This window comes from Mycetocola sp. Y171 (assembly GCF_056713165.1).
In genome coordinates this window covers 1,097,239-1,118,053 of the sequence record NZ_JBWYGX010000001.1, presented here as the reverse complement: position 1 = coordinate 1,118,053, position 20,815 = coordinate 1,097,239, and the positions used below count along the sequence as shown (strand labels likewise).

General features: G+C 68.5%; 18 protein-coding genes. 13 read left to right on the top strand and 5 right to left on the bottom strand.

Annotated elements, in window-relative coordinates; genetic code table 11:
- Nucleotides 1-45: 45 nt before the first annotated feature.
- Nucleotides 46-393, bottom strand: coding sequence for a DUF488 domain-containing protein (locus AC1M2K_RS05250; protein ID WP_480240118.1), 348 nt, complete (start codon nucleotides 391-393; stop codon nucleotides 46-48).
- A 4-nt stretch (nucleotides 394-397) separates the two neighbouring features.
- Nucleotides 398-967 (bottom strand): dihydrofolate reductase family protein, encoded by a 570-nt coding sequence (locus AC1M2K_RS05245; protein WP_480240117.1) that lies wholly within the window; start codon nucleotides 965-967, stop codon nucleotides 398-400.
- A gap of 135 nt (nucleotides 968-1,102) precedes the next feature.
- Here AC1M2K_RS05245 and AC1M2K_RS05240 point away from each other — a divergent pair, with 135 nt between their 5' ends.
- From AC1M2K_RS05240 to AC1M2K_RS05190, 11 genes are all read left to right on the top strand, one after another.
- Entirely contained in the window at nucleotides 1,103-2,296 is a 1,194-nt protein-coding gene (locus AC1M2K_RS05240) for a thiolase family protein (RefSeq protein WP_480240116.1), read from the top strand.
- A gap of 235 nt (nucleotides 2,297-2,531) precedes the next feature.
- Nucleotides 2,532-3,296, top strand: a complete 765-nt coding sequence (locus AC1M2K_RS05235; protein ID WP_480240115.1) for a 3-hydroxyacyl-CoA dehydrogenase — start codon at nucleotides 2,532-2,534, stop codon at nucleotides 3,294-3,296.
- Between the two features lie 67 nt (nucleotides 3,297-3,363).
- Nucleotides 3,364-4,134: an enoyl-CoA hydratase/isomerase family protein gene (locus AC1M2K_RS05230; RefSeq protein ID WP_480240114.1), complete on the top strand. Its 771-nt coding sequence runs from the start codon at nucleotides 3,364-3,366 to the stop codon at nucleotides 4,132-4,134.
- A gap of 108 nt (nucleotides 4,135-4,242) precedes the next feature.
- Nucleotides 4,243-5,070, top strand: a complete 828-nt coding sequence (locus tag AC1M2K_RS05225; protein WP_480240113.1) for an SDR family oxidoreductase — start codon at nucleotides 4,243-4,245, stop codon at nucleotides 5,068-5,070.
- 130 nt (nucleotides 5,071-5,200) lie between these two features.
- On the top strand, nucleotides 5,201-5,614 hold the full coding sequence (locus tag AC1M2K_RS05220) for a hypothetical protein (RefSeq protein WP_480240112.1): 414 nt from the start codon (nucleotides 5,201-5,203) through the stop codon (nucleotides 5,612-5,614).
- A 113-nt stretch (nucleotides 5,615-5,727) separates the two neighbouring features.
- Entirely contained in the window at nucleotides 5,728-6,762 is a 1,035-nt protein-coding gene (locus AC1M2K_RS05215; protein WP_480240111.1) for an enoyl-CoA hydratase/isomerase family protein, read from the top strand.
- Nucleotides 6,763-6,856: 94 nt separating this feature from the next.
- Nucleotides 6,857-7,525, top strand: coding sequence for a GntR family transcriptional regulator (locus AC1M2K_RS05210; protein WP_480240110.1), 669 nt, complete (start codon nucleotides 6,857-6,859; stop codon nucleotides 7,523-7,525).
- Complete coding sequence (locus tag AC1M2K_RS05205; protein WP_480240109.1) at nucleotides 7,522-9,045, top strand: MmgE/PrpD family protein; 1,524 nt, start codon at nucleotides 7,522-7,524, stop codon at nucleotides 9,043-9,045. The genes AC1M2K_RS05210 and AC1M2K_RS05205 overlap by 4 nt, the downstream gene beginning before the upstream one ends.
- Entirely contained in the window at nucleotides 9,045-9,944 is a 900-nt protein-coding gene (gene prpB / locus AC1M2K_RS05200) for a methylisocitrate lyase (protein WP_480240108.1), read from the top strand. The genes AC1M2K_RS05205 and prpB overlap by 1 nt, the downstream gene beginning before the upstream one ends.
- Nucleotides 9,945-10,028: 84 nt before the next feature.
- On the top strand, nucleotides 10,029-11,144 hold the full coding sequence (locus tag AC1M2K_RS05195; protein WP_480240107.1) for a bifunctional 2-methylcitrate synthase/citrate synthase: 1,116 nt from the start codon (nucleotides 10,029-10,031) through the stop codon (nucleotides 11,142-11,144).
- Between the two features lie 119 nt (nucleotides 11,145-11,263).
- Nucleotides 11,264-11,851 (top strand): acyl-CoA thioesterase, encoded by a 588-nt coding sequence (locus AC1M2K_RS05190; protein WP_480238331.1) that lies wholly within the window; start codon nucleotides 11,264-11,266, stop codon nucleotides 11,849-11,851.
- An 18-nt stretch (nucleotides 11,852-11,869) separates the two neighbouring features.
- Here AC1M2K_RS05190 and AC1M2K_RS05185 read toward each other — a convergent pair whose 3' ends face one another.
- Nucleotides 11,870-13,237 carry an FAD-binding oxidoreductase gene (locus tag AC1M2K_RS05185; protein ID WP_480240106.1) on the bottom strand — a complete coding sequence of 456 codons (1,368 nt, stop codon included), beginning with the start codon at nucleotides 13,235-13,237 and terminating at the stop codon, nucleotides 11,870-11,872.
- 98 nt (nucleotides 13,238-13,335) lie between these two features.
- Between AC1M2K_RS05185 and AC1M2K_RS05180 the strand changes: the two genes are divergently transcribed.
- Nucleotides 13,336-14,316, top strand: coding sequence for a DNA-3-methyladenine glycosylase family protein (locus AC1M2K_RS05180; RefSeq protein WP_480240105.1), 981 nt, complete (start codon nucleotides 13,336-13,338; stop codon nucleotides 14,314-14,316).
- Nucleotides 14,317-14,341: 25 nt separating this feature from the next.
- Here AC1M2K_RS05180 and AC1M2K_RS05175 read toward each other — a convergent pair whose 3' ends face one another.
- Together AC1M2K_RS05175 and AC1M2K_RS05170 are read right to left on the bottom strand one after the other, a co-directional pair.
- On the bottom strand, nucleotides 14,342-16,009 hold the full coding sequence (locus AC1M2K_RS05175) for a phytoene desaturase family protein (protein ID WP_480240104.1): 1,668 nt from the start codon (nucleotides 16,007-16,009) through the stop codon (nucleotides 14,342-14,344).
- Between the two features lie 101 nt (nucleotides 16,010-16,110).
- Nucleotides 16,111-16,998 (bottom strand): LysR substrate-binding domain-containing protein, encoded by an 888-nt coding sequence (locus tag AC1M2K_RS05170; RefSeq protein ID WP_480238327.1) that lies wholly within the window; start codon nucleotides 16,996-16,998, stop codon nucleotides 16,111-16,113.
- A gap of 153 nt (nucleotides 16,999-17,151) precedes the next feature.
- On the opposite strand from AC1M2K_RS05170, the gene AC1M2K_RS05165 reads away from it, so the two are divergent.
- Nucleotides 17,152-20,805 (top strand): proline dehydrogenase family protein, encoded by a 3,654-nt coding sequence (locus AC1M2K_RS05165; RefSeq protein ID WP_480240103.1) that lies wholly within the window; start codon nucleotides 17,152-17,154, stop codon nucleotides 20,803-20,805.
- Nucleotides 20,806-20,815: the final 10 nt, after the last annotated feature.

Below are 20,815 nucleotides of genomic sequence, written 5' to 3'. Positions count from 1 at the left end.
GGTTCGATTTTAGCCGTTGCTCGCTGGATGCAGGCCGGGCGCGGATCAGGCCGATTCGAGGAAGTCCTTCAGCACCAGCGCGTGGTTGGCCTCCCGGTCCTTCGATCCGTACAGCAGGGTCACGGTGGGATGCGTTGCGATCAGCTCACGAACCTCGGCGGTGGCGGGGTTCTGCGCGAGCTCGGCACGGTAGTGGTCTGCGAACTCGACGAACCGGTCCTGGTGGTGGTGCCACTCTGTGCGCAGTTCGGGACTCGGCGCGACGTCCTTGAGCCACAGGTCGACCGCGGCGCGATCCTTCGTGACACCGCGCGGCCACAACCTGTCGACGAGCACCCGGAATCCGTCTGAGTCGTCAGGGTCGTCGTAGACGCGTTTCAGCTGGAGTGCCATGGGCTCATCCTGTCAGGGCGTAGTCGGCGGTGAGCAGGCCCGAGTCGTACGTTTTGCTTCGTACGAGCCGCATGGCACCGGTCGAGAAGCCGTCAGGGAACGCCCGGCGCCCCTCACCGATCGCGATCGGGCAGATCCGCCACTGGAGTTCATCGACACCCCCGGCCTCGAACAGCTGACCGGTGATCGACAGGCTGCCCCAGACGACGACGTCTCCTGGTGTCTCGTCCGCGAGCCGGCGCAGGGTCGCCGCCGCATCGCCCGCCACGATCGTGGCATCCGGATGCTCACCCCACGGTGCCCGATCGAGCGAGCGGGAGAACACGACCTTGTCGAGAGAGTTGAGCTTGTCGGCGATGATTTCGCCCCTGGACTGGTCCGTGGGCCAGAACCCCGCGAACATCCGGTAGGTCACGCTGCCGAGGACCATGAGCGAGACGGAGTCGAGCCGATCGAGCTGGTCCCTGTCAGAGTCGGTCCAGTCAGGGACGGCTTCGAAGAAGCTGACGTCGCCGTCCTTGTCCGCCGCGAAACCGTCGAGGGTCACGAGCTGCTGAACGATGATCCTGCCCATCCGGATGCTCCTTCGCATTCTGTCGTCCGGACCACCGTCTCACCGGATGCGTCTTCGGTCAAAGGGGGGATCGGGCGCTGGCCCGCCACGCGGCATCCGTCGTACGCTCGGAGGGAACCGACCGATCGGAGCACCATGTCACCCGCCGTCATCGTCGACGCCATCCGGACCCCTTCGGGGCGCGGCAAACCGGGCGGGTCGCTGAGCGGCATCCACCCCGTCGACCTGCTCGCGCAGACCCTGCAGCACCTCGTCGCCCGGACGGGGATCGACCCGGCCCTCATCGACGACGTCATCGCCGGCTGCGTCACCCAGGCGGGCCGGCAGTCCTCCAACATCGCCCGCAACGCGGTCCTGGCCGCAGGGTTCCCTGAGAGCGTGCCAGGCACGACCATCGACAGGCAGTGCGGATCGAGCCAGCAGGCCGCGCAGTTCGCCGCGCAAGCGATCCTCGCGGGGACGAGCGACATCGTCATCGCCTGCGGCGTCGAGCAGATGTCGAGGCAGCCGATCGGCTACGCGAGGCTCGGCGAGGATGCGGCAGGCCCGATGGTGAGGGACAGGTACCCGGATGGCCTCGTCCACCAGGGCATCTCGGCGGAACTCATCGCCGCCAGGTGGAGCATCGACCGGGCCGAGCTCGACGCATTCGCCGCCCAGTCCCATGCGCGCGCGACGTCGGCGATCGACCGCGGCCTGTTCGGGCAGGAGATCGTGCCGGTCACCGTGACGGATGCCGACGGCAGGCTGTCCCTCGTCACCGTCGACGAGACGGTGAGGAGGGGCACGACCGCAGACGCGCTCGCCACCCTGCCTCCGGCGTTCCGCACCGATGAGTACGCGGAGAGGTTCCCCGAGATCCGGTGGGACATCACGGCGGGCAACTCGTCGCCGCTCACCGACGGCGCCTCGGCCGCCCTGATCATGAGCGAGGAGAAGGCCGAAGAGCTCGGCCTGACCCCGCTGGCACGCTTCGTCGGATTCGCCCAGGTCGGCAGCGACCCGATCGAGATGCTCACCGGCGTCATCCCGGCCACCCGGCGGATCCTCGAGCGCACCGGCATCCCGACCGACGAGATCGACGTCTTCGAGGTGAATGAGGCCTTCGCCTCCGTACCGCTCGCGTGGCAGCGCGAGTTCGACGTCGATGCTGCCCGGCTCAACCCGTGGGGAGGGGCGATCGCGCTCGGCCATCCGCTCGGTGCGTCCGGTACCCGCATCCTGGCGACGCTCGTGAACTCGCTCCAGACCGGCGGCGGCCGGTTCGGTCTCCAGACGATGTGCGAGGGCGGCGGCATGGCCAACGCGACCCTCATCGAGCGGATCTGACCCGGCTTGCCGGCGCCCGACAGGAGAAATCCGTTCAGACGCACACTCAACAGGACGAAACCGCTGATTTCTGGCCCTGGTTCCTGTCGAGCGTCCCACACGGCGTTGTAGACACGGCACAAGGGCGCCGCGGGGAGGCAGGGTCTCGACCGTCGCCGACGACAACCGGGGTGGAGCGCCACCGCGCCGCCCCCTAGGCTCGCAGCACACCGCTCAGAATCGAGAGGATCCAGCAATGAAGCTTGACGGAGCATCCGCCCTCATCACCGGGGGAGCATCGGGTCTCGGCAACGCCACCGCCACCCGGCTGGCCGCAGCAGGCGTCTCCGTGGTGATCGTCGACCTGCCGTCATCGGCCGGGGAGGATGCCGCGGCGAAGCTGGGCGCGAACGCCCGATTCGTGGCTGCAGACGTCGCGAACGAGAGCGATGTGCAGGCTGCCGTCGACGCCGCCGTCTCGCTGGCGCCGCTCAGGATCGTGGTGAACTGCGCCGGTGTCGCCACCCCGGGCAAGGTCCTCGGGCGAGACGGCATCCTCGCCCTGGCCGACTTCAGCCGCGTTCTCCAGGTCAACCTGATCGGCACGTTCAACGTCGTCCGGCTCGCTGCGGCCGCCATGTCCGAGTTGGAGCCTGACGCCGAAGGAGAACGTGGTGTCATCGTCAACACGGCATCCGTCGCCGCATTCGACGGGCAGATCGGACAGCCCGCCTACGCCGCATCGAAGGGCGGTGTGCACGCCATGACGCTGCCGCTCGCCCGCGAATTCGCGCGGTACGGCATCCGGGTCAACACCATCGCCCCTGGGATCATGGAGACTCCGATGCTCAAGGGCCTGCCACAGGCGGCCCAGGACTCGCTCGGCCAGCAGGTGCCGTTCCCGTCCCGCCTCGGCCGGCCGGACGAATACGCGTCACTCGTGCAGCACATCGTCGAGAACCCGTACCTCAACGGTGAGACCATCCGGCTCGACGGGGCCATCCGGATGGCGCCGAAGTAGCACGCGAACCTGCGCCGGCCCGACACGCCCGCGACCCCCACGACAGACCCGAACCGAAAGGCCGCTCATGAGCGACAGCATCCTCCTGTCCGTCGACGACGGACTCGCCCACATCACCCTCAACCGGCCGCAGCGGCTCAACGCCATCAACGCTGAAGCCGCGCAGGCCTGGCGGGACATCGCCGCGGAGGTGGCCGACAGGTCCGATGTCGGTGCCGTCCTGTTCGATGCGGTCGGACCGGCGTTCTGCGCCGGAGGCGACGTCGCCGAGATGTCGGCCATGAACGGCGGGGAAGGCTCGATCGGCGGATTCGCCGACATCATCCACGAAGGTCACCGCACGCTCGCCGCCATGCCCAAGCCGATCGTGGCAGCCGTGAACGGCGCCGTCGCCGGCGGCGGGCTCGGCTTCATGCTCGTCGCCGACTACATCGTCGCCGCCGAATCGGCGAAGTTCGTCTCCAAGTACGCCGACATCGGGCTCACTCCCGACTGCGGCGTCTCGACGCTCCTGCCCGAGGCGGTCGGCATGCGCAGGGCCCTCCAGCTGACCCTGACCAGCCGGTCGCTCACGGCCGCCGAAGCGCTGGACTGGGGGCTCGTCACCGAGGTCGTCGCCGACGGTGAGACGGATGCCCGCGCCCGCGAGATCGCCGCGGGCTGGCTCTCGGGTGCGACCGCAGCCTTCGGTCAGGCGAAGCGCCTGCTCCGAGGCGGGGTCGGTCGCGACTACGCCTCCGCCCTCGACGACGAGGCACGCACCATCGGCGCCGCGTTCGAAACGCCGGATGCCCAGGCGCGCATCGGCGCGTTCCTCGCCCGCTCCGCCCGCCGCTGACAGCCCCGACTTCCGGCCGGGAGCACCTCACGCACGTGGTGCTCCGGCCGGAACCGCTGCCATCGACCGCGGCATCCGCCCCCGCTCCCCACCCCGTAAGGAACTCCCATGAATGCACCCCTCGCAGGAAAGACCCTGCTCATGTCTGGCGGAAGCCGCGGCATCGGCCTCGCCATCGCCCTCAGGGCCGCCCGCGACGGCGCGAACATCGTGCTCCTCGCCAAGACGGACACCCCTGACCCGCGGCTCGAGGGAACGATCCACACGGCAGCGGATGCCATCCACCGGGCGGGTGGGCAGGCGCTCGCCGTCGTCGGCGACGTTCGCGACGACGAGTCGATCGCGAACGCGGTCTCGCAGGCCGTCTCGGCGTTCGGCGGCATCGACATCGTCGTCAACAACGCCAGCGTGATCAGCCTGGCGCGCACGCTCGAACTCGAGCCCAAGCGCTTCGACCTCATGCAGGACGTCAACATACGCGGGACGTTCATGCTCTCGAGGGCGGCGATCCCGCACCTCAAGGAGGCCGACAACGCGCATATCCTCTCGCTCAGTCCGCCGATCAACCTCGACCCGAAATGGCTCGGCGCGCACACCGGATACACCCTCGCCAAGTACGGCATGTCGATGGCCACCCTCGGTTTCGCGGCCGAATTCGCCCGCGACGGAATCGCCGCGAACACGCTCTGGCCGCGCACGACGATCAAGACCGCTGCTGTCGGCAACATCCTCGGCGGCGAAGCGCTGCTCGCGAAGAGCAGGACGCCGGAGATCTACGCGGATGCCGCATACGAGGTCCTGATCAAGCCGTCGCGTGAGTACACCGGCCAGTCCCTCATCGTCGAGGACGTTCTGATCGCCGCAGGGGTGACCGACTTCGCGCAGTACTCGCCCGGTGTGGACGAGAAGGACCTGTTCCCGGACATCTTCCTGTAACGGCATCCGACACGCATCAGTTCCGGACGACGGTATCCGGCTTGCGGGGAACCCTGGACCGGAACGGATGCTGTCGGCGCGGCGGCTGCAGAGTCGCTGATCAGCGGCTGAACTCAGATACGCTGCGGGGATGGGCAGACGCACGGCGGCACCGGCGATCGATACGCGTCCGCTGATCCTCCGCCTCGGCCTCATGGCGCTGGGTGCCGTCCTTCTCGTCGCGGGCGCCCTGACGACGCTCCTCGTGATCGGCGTGTTCATCTCCAACGGGTCGGCGAACTTCGAGCAGGTCGGTCATACCGACAATTCGGCCGGTGGCGCGATCCTCGGCATCGCGGTCGTATGCGCCATGGTCGCGTGGGCCGGCTGGGGCATCCTGCTGCACGGGCGCTACGTTCCTCGCAAGAAGTACCGGCTCGGGAAGCACCGGCGGGACGGCGGCGACGGTTCGGGTGGCGACGGATCGGGCGCCGGGTACTCCCGCGACAGCGACGGCGGCGGTGATGGCGGTGGTGACGGTGGCGGCGGTGGTGGCGGGGACTGATCAGCCATCCACTCACCCGTTCCGGACCTCCTCACCCCGCGCACCTGGTGAGTAGGTCCGGAACGGGTGAGTGCGCCGGGCGATAGGCTCGAAGCGACGTGAGGGGAGCAGGTGTGGGCGAGCTGCTGACGAGCGTGTCCGACGGCGTCGGCCGCATCACACTGAACCGCCCTGAGGCGCTCAACGCGCTCAATCACGGCATGATCCTCGGCATCCGAGACGCCCTCGCCCTCTGGCTGGACGACGCGGAAGTGTCGCTCGTCGTCGTCGACGGAGCGGGCGACCGCGGGCTCAGCGCCGGCGGAGACATCCGGGCCCTGCACGCCAACGCGGTCTCGGGCCGCAACGACCTGTCCCGACACTTCTGGCACGACGAGTACGCGCTCTGCGCCACCATCGCCGAGTACCCCAAGCCGATCGTCTCGATCATGGACGGCATCACGATGGGCGGTGGTGTCGGCGTCTCGGCGCACGCCGGAATCCGCATCGTCACCGAGCGCAGCCGGGTGGCGATGCCCGAGACCCGGATCGGTTTCTCGCCGGATGTCGGCGGCACCTTCCTCCTCTCCCGCGCCCCCGGTGAGCTCGGCACGTATCTCGCGCTCAACGGTGCGACGATGACCGGGTCGGATGCCATCGCGTGCGGTTTCGCCGATTACTACGTCCCGTCCGAACGGCTTCCGCACCTCTACCAGGCACTCGGCGAACGGGCGGACCCCGGCTCGCCCGCCGAAGTGGTCCTGCTCTTCGACGAGACCCCTCCGCCGTCCGAGCTCGAGGCACAGCGGGTCTGGATCGACCGCTGCTACGCACCGGACACCGTCGCGGGGATCATCGAACTTCTCGGTGCCGAGTCCGAGCTGGCCGCCGGTCCAGCCGCCAACGAGCTCACCAGGCTGTCTCCCCTCGCGCTGACGATCGCGCTCGCCGTCGTGCGGCACGCACGGTCGCTCGGGTCCCTCCGCGATGCACTCGAGCAGGAGTACCGGGTGTCTGCCTGGCTGGCCGAACAGCCCGACCTCGCCGAAGGCATCCGTGCCCAGGTCATCGACAAGGACAGGAAACCGCGCTGGATGCCGTCGACGCTCGCAGCGGTCCCGTCCACAGTGGTCGAGGCAGCCTTGCATCACCACCCACCCCGACACTGACTCCGGTATACACAAGGCCATCGTCGAGCCTGTTCTCTGAGGAATTGTCTACTCTCTGTATACCGGCGCTCACGAAGCCGCGTATGATGGGGCCGTGCGTGCAAGCGATCGGGCCTATGACGTCCTCAAGGATGACATCCTGTCGTGGCGACTCGCGCCCGGCACTGTGCTCGGAGAGACCGAACAGTCCGAGCGACTCGGCATCTCCCGAACGCCCCTGCGTGAAGCGATCACCCGCCTGGCCGCAGAGGGTCTCGTCGACACCCAGCGCGGACGGGCAGGCGTCGTCACCGACGTGTCTCCGGCGAACCTCACCGAACTGTTCGAGCTGCGCGAAGCACTCGAGACGCAGGCGGCGCGACTGGCTGCGCGCCGCAGGAGCACCCGGGTCTTCCAGGCGCTCCGCGACGACTTCCTCGCCGCGCCAGCCGTGCTCGAACGCGGCACTGCCGGCTACTACGAACTCGTGGCCCGCCTCGACGCGGCCGTCGACGCCGCCATGGCCAACCCGTTCCTGCTCGCGTCCCTCTCCGGGTTGCGCAGCCACCTCGCCAGGGCCCGCCGACTGGCGCAGGACAACCCCGCACGCCTCGCCGAGTCCGTCTCCGAGCACCTCCTGATCGTCCAGGCGATCCTCGACCGCGACGAAATGCTCGCTGCGCAGGCCACAGCGGTCCACCTGCGCAGGAGCCTCGCCAATCTTCTCGACTCCGCCGACTCGTTCGGCGCCTCAGACTCGTCCTCCACGAAGGGAACACCATGAAGACCCACCACCTGCGGGTACACAAGAGCGAAGAGAACCTCGAGCGCCCCGGCCAGCTCGCCTGGGCCATCGCCGAGGTCGCCGCCGACCCGGTCGAGGTCACCGACGAGGTCACCGAAATGATCATCAACCGCGTGATCGACAACGCGGCCGTTGCAGCGGCATCCCTCACCCGCGCGCCCGTCGTCGCAGCGCGGTCGCAGGCGCTCGCGCATCCGTGCACCACGGGAGGTGACGGCGCCACCGTGTTCGGTGTGGATGCCGCCCGTCGCGTCAGCCCAGAGTGGGCGGCGTGGGCGAACGGCGTCGCCGTGCGTGAACTGGACTACCACGACACGTTCCTCGCTGCCGAGTACTCCCACCCTGGCGACAACATCCCGCCGATCATCGCTGTGGCCCAGCACGTCGGTGCGACAGGCCGCGACCTCGTGCGCGGCGTCGCTACCGGCTACGAGATCCAGGTCGACCTCGTCAAGGCGATCAGCCTGCACAAGCACAAGATCGATCACGTCGCCCACCTCGGCCCGTCGGCCGCTGCCGGTATCGGCACGCTGCTCGGACTCGACGTCGAGACCATCTTCCAGGCGGTCGGCCAGGCACTGCACACCACGACAGCCACCCGGCAGTCCCGCAAGGGCCAGATCTCCACCTGGAAGGCGCACGCCCCCGCCTTCGCCGGCAAGATGGCCGTAGAAGCCGTCGACCGTGCCATGCGCGGCCAGACGTCACCCGAGCCGATCTATGAGGGCGAGGACGGCGTGCTCGCGTGGCTGCTCGACGGCCCTGACGCGTCATACGAGGTTCCTCTGCCCGAGGAGGGCGAGGCGAAGGTCGCGATCCTCGACAGTTACACGAAGGAGCACTCGGCCGAGTACCAGGCCCAGGCCTGGATCGATCTCGCCAGGAAGCTTCATCACGAAAATCCGGAGATCCTCGAGCCCGGCTCGATCGACCACATCGTCATCCACACCTCGCACCACACGCACTACGTCATCGGGTCAGGCGCCAACGACCCGCAGAAGTACGACCCGACGGCGTCGCGCGAGACGCTCGACCACTCGATCCCGTACATCTTCACCGTCGCCCTGCAGGACGGCAGCTGGCACCACGTCGACTCGTATGCTCCCGCCCGCGCTGGCCGTGAAGACACCGTCGCGCTGTGGAACAGCGTCACCACGCAGGAGGACGAGGAGTGGACCCGCAGGTATCACTCGATCGACCCCGCCGAGAAGGCATTCGGCGGCCGCGTCGAGATCGTGCTGACCGACGGTTCGACGATCGTCGACGAGATCGCCGTCGCCGACGCGCATCCGCTCGGCGCCCGCCCGTTCGCCCGCGACGACTACATCGCCAAGTTCCGCACTCTCGCGGCGGACGTCCTCGAGCCGGAGGAGATCGAGCGGTTCCTCGACCTCGTCCAGCGTCTCCCCGAACTCACCGCCGACGAGCTCGGTGGACTCACCATCCATGCGGCCGCCGGGGTACTCTCCTCCGTCGAGTCGCCGAAGGGACTCTTCTGATGCTGTATTCGACGACAACGCCAGAGGACAAGCGGCGGATCTTCCGTGAGCGGCTCGCCAGCGGTGAGCTCCTCCGCTTCCCCGGTGCATTCAATCCCCTGTCGGCGCGGCTGATCGAGCAGAAGGGCTTCGACGGGATCTACATCTCCGGCGCCGTGCTCAGCGCGGACCTCGGCCTGCCCGACATCGGCCTCACCACACTCACCGAGGTGGCAGGCCGGGCGAAACAGATCGCCAGAATGACCGAACTCCCCGCCCTGGTCGACGCCGACACCGGATTCGGTGAACCGATGAATGTCGCCCGCACGATCCAGGAGCTCGAGGATGCCGGTCTGGCCGGCATGCACATCGAAGACCAGGTCAACCCGAAGCGGTGCGGTCACCTCGACGGCAAGCAGGTCGTCGACGAAGCGACGGCGCTCAAGCGCATCCGCGCTGCAGCCGACGCGCGTCGCGACGACAACTTCCTCATCATGGCGCGCACGGACATCCGTGCCGTCGACGGGCTCGATGCTGCCGTCGATCGTGCGAAGAAACTCGTGGATGCCGGTGCGGATGCCATCTTCCCCGAGGCGATGCGCGACCTCAGCGAGTTCGAAGCGGTGCGCAACGCCGTCGACGTGCCGATCCTCGCGAACATGACCGAGTTCGGCAAGAGCGAGCTGTTCACGAGTGCACAGCTCGCGGACGTCGGCATCAACATCGTGATCTGGCCGGTGTCACTGCTCCGCATCGCGATGGGCGCAGCCGGCCGCGCGCTCGACACGATCACCGACGAGGGGTCGCTGACCTCGAGGCTCGGTGAGATGCAGCACCGTGCAGACCTGTACGAGCTCATCGACTACGAGGGCTACAACCACTTCGACACCTCGGTGTTCAACTTCACGGTGGCCAGGTAGCGCGACCGCACAACGACATAGGCGGTCGCCCCGCCAGTCAATAGGGTAGAGACTCAGCGTCCGCCCTGAGCAAAGGAGCACGGAATGACAGAGTCCGACATCAAGAAGGGTCTCGCTGGAGTCGTCGTCGACTACACGGCGGTCTCCAAGGTCAACCCGGAGACGAACTCCCTGCTCTACCGCGGGTACCCGGTTCAGGAGCTTGCAGCCCAGTGCAGCTTCGAACAGGTCGCGTATCTGCTCTGGCATGGTGAGCTCCCCACGGATGACGAACTCGCGGCCTTCGAAGATGTCGAGCGCGGGCAGCGCGCCCTCGGCGACAACGTCAAGGCCGTCATCGACCTGATTCCCACGACGGCGCACCCGATGGACGTCATCCGCACCGCGGTCAGCGCTATCGGAGCATCCGACCCGGACGCCGAGCTCGCCACGGAGGAGTCCAGCCTGAACAAGGCCGCGCGCCTGTACGCCCAGCTCCCGGCCATCGTCGCCTACGACCAGCGGCGCCGCCACGGAGACGACCTCGTCCCGCCGCGTGACGACCTTGGCTACTCCGAGAACTTCCTCTGGATGACCTTCGGCGAGGTCCCCGACCAGGTCGTCGTCGACGCCTTCAACGTGTCGATGATCCTGTACGCCGAGCACTCCTTCAACGCGTCGACGTTCACCGCCCGCGTGATCACCTCCACGCTCAGCGACCTGTACTCCGCCGTCGTCGGCGGGATCGGTGCGCTCAAGGGCGCCCTGCACGGCGGCGCCAACGAGGCCGTCATGCACACCTTCGACGAGATCGGCTCAGCCGACAAGGCCGAGGCGTGGCTCGAGGACGCGCTCGCCACCAAGCGCAAGATCATGGGCTTCGGACACCGCGTCTACAAGAACGGCGACTCGCGGGTGCCCACCATGAGGGCCGCGCTCGAGACGCTCGTCGATCACTACGACCGCCAGGACATCCTCGACCTCTACTCGACGCTCGAAGAGGCCATGGTGTCGCGCAAGAACATCAAGCCCAACCTCGACTATCCGTCCGGTCCGGCCTACAACCTCATGGGGTTCGACACGCTGACGTTCACCCCGCTCTTCGTAGCGTCGCGCGTCGTCGGCTGGACGGCGCACATCATGGAGCAGGCGGCCTCGAACGCGCTCATCCGCCCGTTGTCCGAGTACAACGGGCCTGACGAACGCCACCTGCCCTCCTGACCGCAGGAGAGCGGGTGTTTGTCGGCTGGGTGCAGCACCGCGCCCGGCCGGGTCGTGACGGCTTGTCCGTCACCTACAGGTCGGATGCCTGTCGGCGGGTGAGCGCGTAGCATCCGGGAATGCACATGATCTTCCGCACCCTCCTGCTGTTCGCCCGTGCCAGGAGGGCCAGGCGCGGCGGATCGGCGCTCGGCCACTACGACGTCGGCCGTCTGCAGATGCGTGTCCTCCCCACCGACCTCGACCTCAACCGCCACATGAACAACGGTGTGTTCCTCTCCGTTCTCGACCTCGGCCGGTTCGACCTGCTCATCCGCAACGGCATCTGGGACATCGTCCGGGAGCAGGGGTGGTACCCCGTCGTCGTCTCGGAGACGATCACCTTCCGCAAGTCGCTCACGCTCTGGCAGAAGTTCGTGATCGAGACCCGGGTGTCCGGCTACGACGACAGGGCCGTGTTCGTCGACCAGCGCATCGTGGTCGACGGCGAGATCTTCGCGCAGGCGGTGATCCGCGCCCGGTTCCTCAGGAAGACCGGTGGGACCGTCGCCGTCGCGGAACTCATCGACGCCATCGGCACGGTGCCTCCCGAGCTCCGGATTCCGGACTGGCAGGTGCGGTGGGGCAAGGACGTCGCCCTGCCGTCGACGTCGGCAGCGGCGCCGAGCGAATGGCCGGATGCGGTTCCGGCCGGTTCGGATTCCTGACCGGTCGTCGACGACGGGTCAGACCGCGGCCGGTCCGTAGGCGAAGAGCCGGTCAGGGTCGTATTGCGCCCGTGTCTTCGCGAGGCGTTCGAAGGTGTCCCCTGGCCACGCGCTGGCGAAGTGTTCGGAATCGGCGACGGTGCCGGCGAAGTTGATGTTCGTCTCCGGCGACACCCAGCGCGCCGCAGCAGCCAGGAACGCATCCGCTGCCACAGGCATCCGTTCGAACAGGGGCGGGGCGACGCCGATCATCGTCAGGGTGTGCGCGCTCTTCCTGCCTCCTGCCGCTGAACCGCCCGAGACGTCCGTCGCTGTCGCGCCACCGAGGTGCCGCACCTCGACGCCGGCGAACGGCGCCCCTGCCTGCTGCCCGAAGTGGGCGAGGAGCTCGTCGATGAAGTCCTGGTCGATCGGCTTGAGAAGGAAACCACGCGTCCACACCGGCCCGGGTTCGTCTGGATCCCCGTGGATCGCGCCGACGGCGGATGCCGGGATCTCGGAGACCGTGTCGATGTAGACGGGTGCGGCCGCACGGAGGGGCGCGAGGATCCGCGCGCCCTCTGCCGGGTCGCCGACCCACGCGAAACGGAGGCTGAGCAGGAACCGGCCGCGGAAGGGTTCGGGGATCTCCTCGATCGGTGGCATGTTCATCAGGGCCACGGATGTCGTGGCTGCGGCCGGTGCGCTCGGCAGCCAGTCCGTCCACGCCCGCAGCGCGGTCTCGGCGTGCGGGCCGTCGAAGAAGAGGCTCCCCGCGTACAGGGTGCGGATCGGGACGAGTTCGACCCGCATCTCGGTGACCACCCCGAGTCCGCCCTTGCCGCCGCGGAGAGCCCAGAACAGGTCGGGGTGCTCGTCGGCGTCCGCGGTGACGACAGATCCGTCGGCGAGCACCACGCGGAACCCGCGTACCCAGTCGGAGGTGAAACCGTGGCTGCGGGCAAGCGGCCCGAGACCTCCTCCGAGGGTGTAGCCGATGGCGCCGACGTGGGTGGATGACCCGGTGATCGGAGCGAGACCGTGTTCGGCGGCCGCGCGGATGACCGCCTCCCAGCGCACGCCTGCGCCGACGGTCGCGATGCGCGTGGTCGGATCGACGGTGACGTCGAGCATCCGTTTGGTGAGCAGCAGCAGGCCGTCGGTCACCGGGACCTCGGCTCCGTGCCCGGTGGCCTGGATGCGCACCACGAGCGCGTGCGTGGACGCGAACCGCACGGCCGCCCGCACATCTGCTTCGGAATGGGGGATCACCGCGAGGTCTGGCGAGTGCAGGATCCGGGTGTTCTGGGCGGCCACCTCGGCCGCGAGAGCGGGGTCGTTCCGCTCGATGACGTCGCCGCTGATGGCGGCTCGGAATTCGCTGAGGTCGTGGTCGGAGAATGTCATGCGCCACACTTTACGCACGCCGTCGGGTCTGTGCCAGTGGTATCTGAGGAATCCTCATGCCACGGGAATGTCGGGGGAGCTGACGTAGGGTGAACGGGATGGATGGACTCGTCGCATCCCGCATCGCGCCCGACGATGCGGTCGACCCAGGGGTGCAGGCGATCCGCATGCGGTACACACCGAGGCATCCGCTTCAGCTGCATCGCACGCTCACCCCGCTGGCTCGCGGAGGTGACGGTCCCTGCTTCAGGCGCACGGCCACCGGCGCATGGATCACGATGCGTACCCCTCACGGCCCCGCGACACTGCGGCTCGACCAGGACGCCTCGGGCGTCGACGTGTTCGCCTGGGGTCCTGGTGCCGCGTGGGCCGCCGACGGTGTCCCCGAGCTTCTCGGCTCACGCGACGACTGGGACGACATCGACCTGTCGCGGAGCCCGCTGCTCACCGAGGTGCGTCGCCGCAACCCAGGGCTGAGACTCAGCCGCAACCGCCTCGTCTTCGAGATGCTCGTCCCGTCGATCCTCGAGCAGAAGGTCACGGCCGTCGAGGCGTGGGCGGCCTGGCGGTTGCTCGTCCGTCGCCACGGCGAAGCGGCCCCAGGGCCCGCCCCAGACGGAATGGTCGTCGCGCCCTCCGCCGAGAGCTGGCGCCGGATCCCGAGCTGGGAATGGCACACCGCAGGCGTCGGGCCGCAACGCTCGGAGACCGCCGTCCGTGCGTCACGGGTGGCCGCTGCGCTCGAGCGCACCGTCACAGGAGCGGGTGGTGTCGTCGCCGAGGCGGCCGACGCATCCGTCAAGCTGCGCAGCCTGCCTGGCATCGGTGTGTGGACGGCCGCCGAAGTGACGAGCAGGGCGCACGGAGACCCGGACGCCGTGAGCGTCGGCGACTACCACCTCGCGTCGACCGTCGGGATGGCGCTCACCGGCTCACCGGTCGACGACGACGGGATGCTCGAGCTGCTGTCGCCGTGGGTCGGCCAGCGTCAGCGCGTGCTCCGGCTCATCCTCGCCAGCGGTATCCACAAACCCAGGCGGGGTCCGAAGATCACGATCCAGGACCACCGCAGGCACTGAGCCGCCCAGGCCCCGACGTGCCGGGCTACTCGCTTTCGAGCACGGCCATCGCCGCGTTGTGCCCGCCGATGCCGCTAACGGCACCGCCGCGTCGTGCCCCAGAGCCGCAGAGCACCACGCGCGGGTGCGGCGTCGCCACGCCCCACCGTTCGGCCGGGGTGGATGCGGGGGCATCGTCCTCGAGGAACGGCCAGTCGAGGCCGCCGTGGAAGATGTTGCCGTTCGGCATGCCGACGGCCCGTTCGATGTCGAGTGTCGTCTTGGTCTCGATGCAGGCCTGCCCTGTGGCATCCGTCATGAGAACTCCTTCGATCGGCTCCGCGAGAACCGAGTTCAGTGAGGCGAGTGCGGCGGCCTGCAGGGTGTCACGCATCTCTTCGTTGTTCTCGGGGGTGACGAGGCGTGAAGGGACGTGCAGCCCGAACACGGTGAGTGTGTGCGCGCCTGCGTCGCGCAGTGCGGGGGAGAGGATGGTCGGGTCGGCGAGCGAGTGGCAGTAGATCTCGCACGGCAGCGGGTTCGGGATGCCGCCGGCAGCGGCCGTGACGTACGCGTCGTCGAGCTGCGTCCAGGTCTCGTTGATGTGGAACGTCCCGCCGAACGCGGCCTCAGGGCTCACCGTCTCATCGCGGAGGCGCGGCAGCCGCTTCAGCAGCAGGTTCACCTTCACCTGGGCTCCCTCGCGGGCGTGGTTCGGGTTCGGGTCTGAGCCGATGCCGAACGGGCGGGCCTCGAAGACGCCGGCGGATGGTTCTCCTGCGGCGAGCTGCTCGCGGCCGTACGACACCTCTGTGCCCGCGACGAGGAGGCGGTCGAGGGTGGCAGGGGCCACGTTGGCGAGGATCCAGTCGGCCGTCACCTCGCGGTCGACGCCATCCGCGGAGAACCGCACAGTGCCGGCCGGGTCGACGGCGGTGACCTCCGCGCCCGTGACCAGGTCGGCGCCGGCGTCGCGGGCGGCCCTGGCGAGTTCCGCCGATACGGCGCCCATGCCGCCGACAGGGACATCCCAGTCCCCCGTCCCGCCGCCGATGAGGTGGTAGAGGAAACAGATGTTCTGCTGCAGATCCGTGTCGTCCGCGCGGGCGAAGGTGCCGATGAGCGCGTCGGTGAGGAGCACGCCGCGCACGAGGTCGGTGTGCAGGTGCCTGATCACGTCGCCGATGGGCGTCTCGATCATGGCCTTCCACTCGCGCGCCCCTCCGGCATCCGTCACGAGGCGTTTCGCCTCCGACCGGGTCGGCAGCGGCTCGGTCATCGTCGGCCAGAGCACTTCGGTGAGCCGCCTGCAGTGCTCGTAGAACAACTCGAAGAGCTCGAACTCGTCAGCCGGCGCGCCGATCCGGTCGAAGGATGCCTTGGTGGCAGCGGCATCGTCGTTGTCGATGAGTAGTCCGCGCGTCGGGTCGGCCGGGTCAGGCGTGTACGAGGAGTAACGCCTGCGCACGAGGGTGATGTCGAGTCCGAGGTCGTCGATGATCCGCTTCGGGAGGAGGCTGACGAGGTACGAGTAGCGCGACAGCCATGCTTCGACGCCCTCGAAGGCCTGCGCGGAGACGGCGGCGCCACCGACGGCATCCAGCCGTTCGAGCAGCAGCACCCGCTTGCCGGCCTTGCCGAGGTATGCGGCGGCGACGAGCCCGTTGTGGCCCCCACCGACGATGATCGCGTCGTACGTCTTCGTTGTCGTCATGCTGCGATTCTTCCACGCCGGGCACCGACCGCGAGTTGCTGACTTTGCAGGGGTGCGGCCACGGGAGGACCCCCACAAACCCAGCAACTCGCGGGGTCGGATCAGACCAGGAAGCCCGTCGCCCGCGCGAGCGCCCCCCGCACGGCGGTGACCGCAGGCCGCGCCGCACTCACCAGCCGGGCCGACGTGAAGACGGTCCGCGACGGGGTCCCTGGCAGGTCGGCGAGCCGCAGGCCGGGTTCGCGGCCGGCCCAGACCAGGTCGGGCAGCATGCCGACGGCGTTGCCTGACTCGATCAGCCGGATGTGCGCGATCAGGTCGGCCGTCTCGAACCGCACGTCGGGCTCGAACCCGGCGGCGCGGCACAGTTGTGTCGCCCACAACCGGGCAACAGTGCCCTCCGGCTCCATCACGAACGGGAGCGTCGCGGCATCCGCGAGCGAACCTGCGGCGGATGCCGGTGGCAGGGCGAGCCTGAGCGCATCCGTCGCGAGGAATTCCCGATCGAGGTCGGGGAGGTGAGGCCGGGTGTGCCCCGGGTACTGCTCCGCGAGCACGAGGTCGAAGTCGCGGGCGGCGAGGTCGAAGAGACCCGCCTCCGGCTCGCGCTCGACGATCTCGACCCGCAGCTGCGGGTGCTCGACCCGCAGCAGCGACAGGGCCTCGGGGATCACCGCGTGCGCCGCCGACTGGAACACGGCCAGTCGCACCGTTCCCACCACCGCGTCGAGGGAGGTGGACAGTTCGGCCTCCGCCCGTTCCAGCCCGTCCAGCAGCTCAGCCGCCCGGTTAGCGAGCAGCTCACCCTGCGGGGTCAGTTGCACCCGCCTGCCGCTCTTCTGCAGCAGTTTCACTCCGGCCTCGCGCTCCAGTTGTGCCAGTTGCTGGGAGACCGACGACGGGCTGAAGGCCAGGGCGGTGGCGACCTCGGCGAGCGTGCCGCGCAACTGGACCTCACGGAGCAGACGGAGCCGTCTCATGTCGAGCATGGCGCCAGCCTACCCGTCAGAGGAAGTGATGAATATCCATTAGAAAGATTCGCTTTTCTGAATCGAGGCGGGGGCGCACACTGAGACTGAGAGTTGCCGCCAGACCGAAGCGACTCACCGTCCACGACCTTCAGAGGGAATAGTCTCGTGATCATGCCTCACACCTCGGCCGGCGCCGATTTGAGCGCCAACCAGCTCGCAACGGATGCCGTCACCCTCGCCCGCAAATGGGTGGACGAGAGCGCAGGTGCCCCCGTCGCCCCGGCAGCCCAGCGCCTCGCCGAAGTCCTCAAGGACCCGAACGGCCTGGACTTCACCGTCGGCTTCGTCGACGGTGTCATGCGACCTGAGGACCTCTTCGTCGCCGGATACAACCTGCAGCGTGTCGCGAAGCTCACCCCGGCGTTCCTGCCCTGGTACCTGCGTGCGGCGATCACCGCCGGTGGGATCCTCGGGCCTGTCATCCCATGGGTGGTCATTCCGGTCGCCCGTCGCGTCCTGCGGAACATGGTCGGTCACCTCGTCGTCGACGCCACCTCCGAGAAGCTCGGCCCGGCCATCGCCCACCTCAAGGAAGAGGGCTCCCGCCTCAACCTCAACTTGCTCGGTGAGGCCGTCCTCGGCGAGCAGGAAGCGGCGAAGCGCCTCGCGGGAACCCGCGAACTGCTCGCCCGCGACGACGTGGACTACGTCTCCATCAAGGTCTCCGCCATCGCATCGCAGCTCTCGATGTGGTCGTTCGACGATGCCGTCGAGCGGGTCGTCGAACGCCTCACCCCCCTCTACGAGCTGGCCGCGAGCTCCGGCTCCGAGAAGTTCATCAACCTCGACATGGAGGAGTACCGCGACCTCGACCTCACCGTCGCCGTCTTCACACGGATCCTCGACCAGCCGCAGCTGAAGAACCTCGAGGCGGGCATCGTTCTGCAGGCCTACCTGCCTGACGCGCTCGCCGCGATGCAGACGTTGCAGGACTGGACCGCTGCGCGCGTGGCATCCGGTGGGGCCCCGATCAAGGTGCGGCTCGTCAAGGGAGCCAACCTCGCGATGGAAGGCGTCGACGCCGCCATCCATGACTGGGCCACGGCGCCGTACGACTCCAAACAGGACACCGACGCGAACTACAAACGCGTGCTGATGTGGGCACTTACCCCTGAGCGCGCGAAGAACGTGCGGGTCGGTGTCGCCGGTCACAACCTCTTCGACCTCGCGTTCGCGTGGCTCCTCGCTCAGTCCCGCGGCGTCACCGACGGGGTGGAGTTCGAGATGCTCCTCGGCATGGCCACAGGCCAGGCCGCGGCTGTCAAGCGTGACGTCGGCAACCTCCTGCTCTACACACCCGTCGTGAATCCGCGCGAATTCGACGTCGCCATCTCCTACCTGATCCGCCGTCTCGAAGAGAACGCGTCACAGGAGAACTTCATGTCCGCTGTGTTCGAGCTGCACGAGAACACCGCGTTGTTCGAGCGTGAGAAGCAGCGCTTCCTCGCCTCTGCCGCCCAGCTCGATGCCACGCCGCACGAGATTCCGTCGCCCCGCCGGACCCAGAACCGTGAGACGGAGTGGACCCTCGGCACGGCCGACGAGCTCGTCACGCCGAAGCAGGCGGATTCCTTCACCAGGCCGGAGACCGAGGAACTCGGCATGACCCAGCAGGTGCTCGGGTTGTCGCGCGGCTCGAAGACGGAGTCGCCGTTCGACACCGTCCGAGTATTCGACACGACCACGCTCAACACCGTCCCAGCGACCGACCTCGGGGCACCCGGGTTCGTGAACACGAGGGACACCGACCCGGCCCTTCCGGCCAACCGTGCGTGGGCGGGCCGGATCCTCGCTCGCGTGCCAGGAAGCGAACTCGGCAACAGGACGATCACCGCCTGCACGGTCGAGGATGCTGAGACGCTCGAGTTCATCGTCGAGGGCGTCCGCGCCCGCGGCGCAGCGTGGGGCGCGCTGCCCGCAGCCGACCGCGCTGCAGTGCTCGACCGGGCGGGGCTCGCCCTCGCTGCCAACAGGGACCGCCTGATCGAAGTGATGGCATCCGAAACCGGCAAGACCATCGCCGAGGCCGACCCCGAGGTCAGCGAGGCGATCGACTTCGCCCACTACTACGCCGCCAAGGCCCGTGAACTCGACGCCGTCCGCGGTGCGCGGTTCGTGCCATCGCAGCTGACCGTCGTCACGCCGCCGTGGAACTTCCCTGTCGCGATCCCGGCAGGCGGGGTGCTCGCAGCGCTCGCCGCAGGGTCTGGCGTCATCATCAAACCGGCCCACCAGGCCCGCCGCTCCGCCGCCGTTATGGTGGAGGCGCTCTGGGAGGCAGGCATCCCGCAGGAGCTGCTCACCCTTGTCTCCCTCGACGAGCGCGAACTCGGGCAGAAGCTCGTCTCGCACCCCGCCGTCGACCGGGTCATCCTCACCGGGGCCTGGGAGACCGCGAAACTGTTCCGCTCCTGGCGCCCTGAGCTGCCCCTGCTCGCGGAGACCAGCGGCAAGAACGCCATCATCGTCACCCCGAGCGCCGACCTCGACCTGGCCGCAGCCGACGTCGTGAAGAGCGCCTTCGGCCACGCCGGCCAGAAGTGCTCTGCTGCCAGCCTCGTCATCCTCGTCGGGTCCGTCGCCAGGAGCGAGCGGTTCCTCCGCCAGCTCGTCGACGCAGCCACGTCGCTTCGCGTCGGCTACCCCGACGACGCGACGAGCCAGATGGGTCCGATCATCGAACCGGCCGACGGCAAACTGCTGCACGCCCTCACCGAACTCGGCGTCGGCGAGAAGTGGCTCGTCGAGCCACGCAAGCTCGACGACACCGGCCGGCTGTGGTCCCCTGGGATCCGGGCGGATGTCGCCCCCGGCTCCTACTTCCACCTCACCGAATTCTTCGGTCCGGTCCTCGGCGTCATGCACGCGGCGACCCTGACCGAGGCGATCCGGCTGACGAACGCCATCGACTACGGACTGACGTCCGGCCTGCACACCCAGGACCAGGATGACCTGGCCGAGTGGCTCGACACCGTCGAAGCAGGCAACCTCTACGTCAACCGCGGCATCACAGGGGCGATCGTCCAGCGTCAGCCGTTCGGCGGCTGGAAGCGGTCAGCGGTCGGCGCGGGTGCCAAGGCGGGTGGCCCGAACTACCTGCTCACGCTCGGCTCGTGGCTGCCGGACACCGGTTCGAGCAGCAAGACGTTGCATCTCCGTGGGCTCGACGCCCGGGTCACCCAGCTGATCGAAGCCGCCCAGCCGTCGCTCGGCTACGAGGAGTTCGACCTCCTGCGTCGCTCCGCGCTGTCGGATGCCATCGCCTGGGGCAACGAATACGGCGAGACGAAGGACGCATCGGGTATCGCCGTCGAGCGGAATCTCTTCCGGTACCGCCCGGTTCCCGTCGCCGTCCGCGCCACAGTCGATGCCGACCTCGGTGAGGTGCTGCGGGTCGTGCTCTCCGCCGTTCGTTCCCGTTCGGCGTTCACCCTGAGCGTGGCATCCGGGCTTCCGACCGCCATCCGCGGAGTGCTCGGCGATCTCGGTGTGTCGGTGTCCGTCGAGAGCGACGACGAGTGGGTGACCAGGACAGCGTCCAGCGATGTTCCCCGGGTCCGCCTGATCGGCGCCGACGCATCCCGTTCCTCCCTGCACCGGCAGCTCGCGGTCGCTGCGGACGGCAACCCCGACCTCGCGATCTACTCCGGTGCGGTCACCCAGGCCGGACGGATCGAGCTGCTGCCGTTCCTCCACGAGCAGGCGATCTCGATCACCGCGCATCGGTTCGGCAACCTCGACCCGTGGAGTGAGAGAGTCATCTAGGTCGCGACCG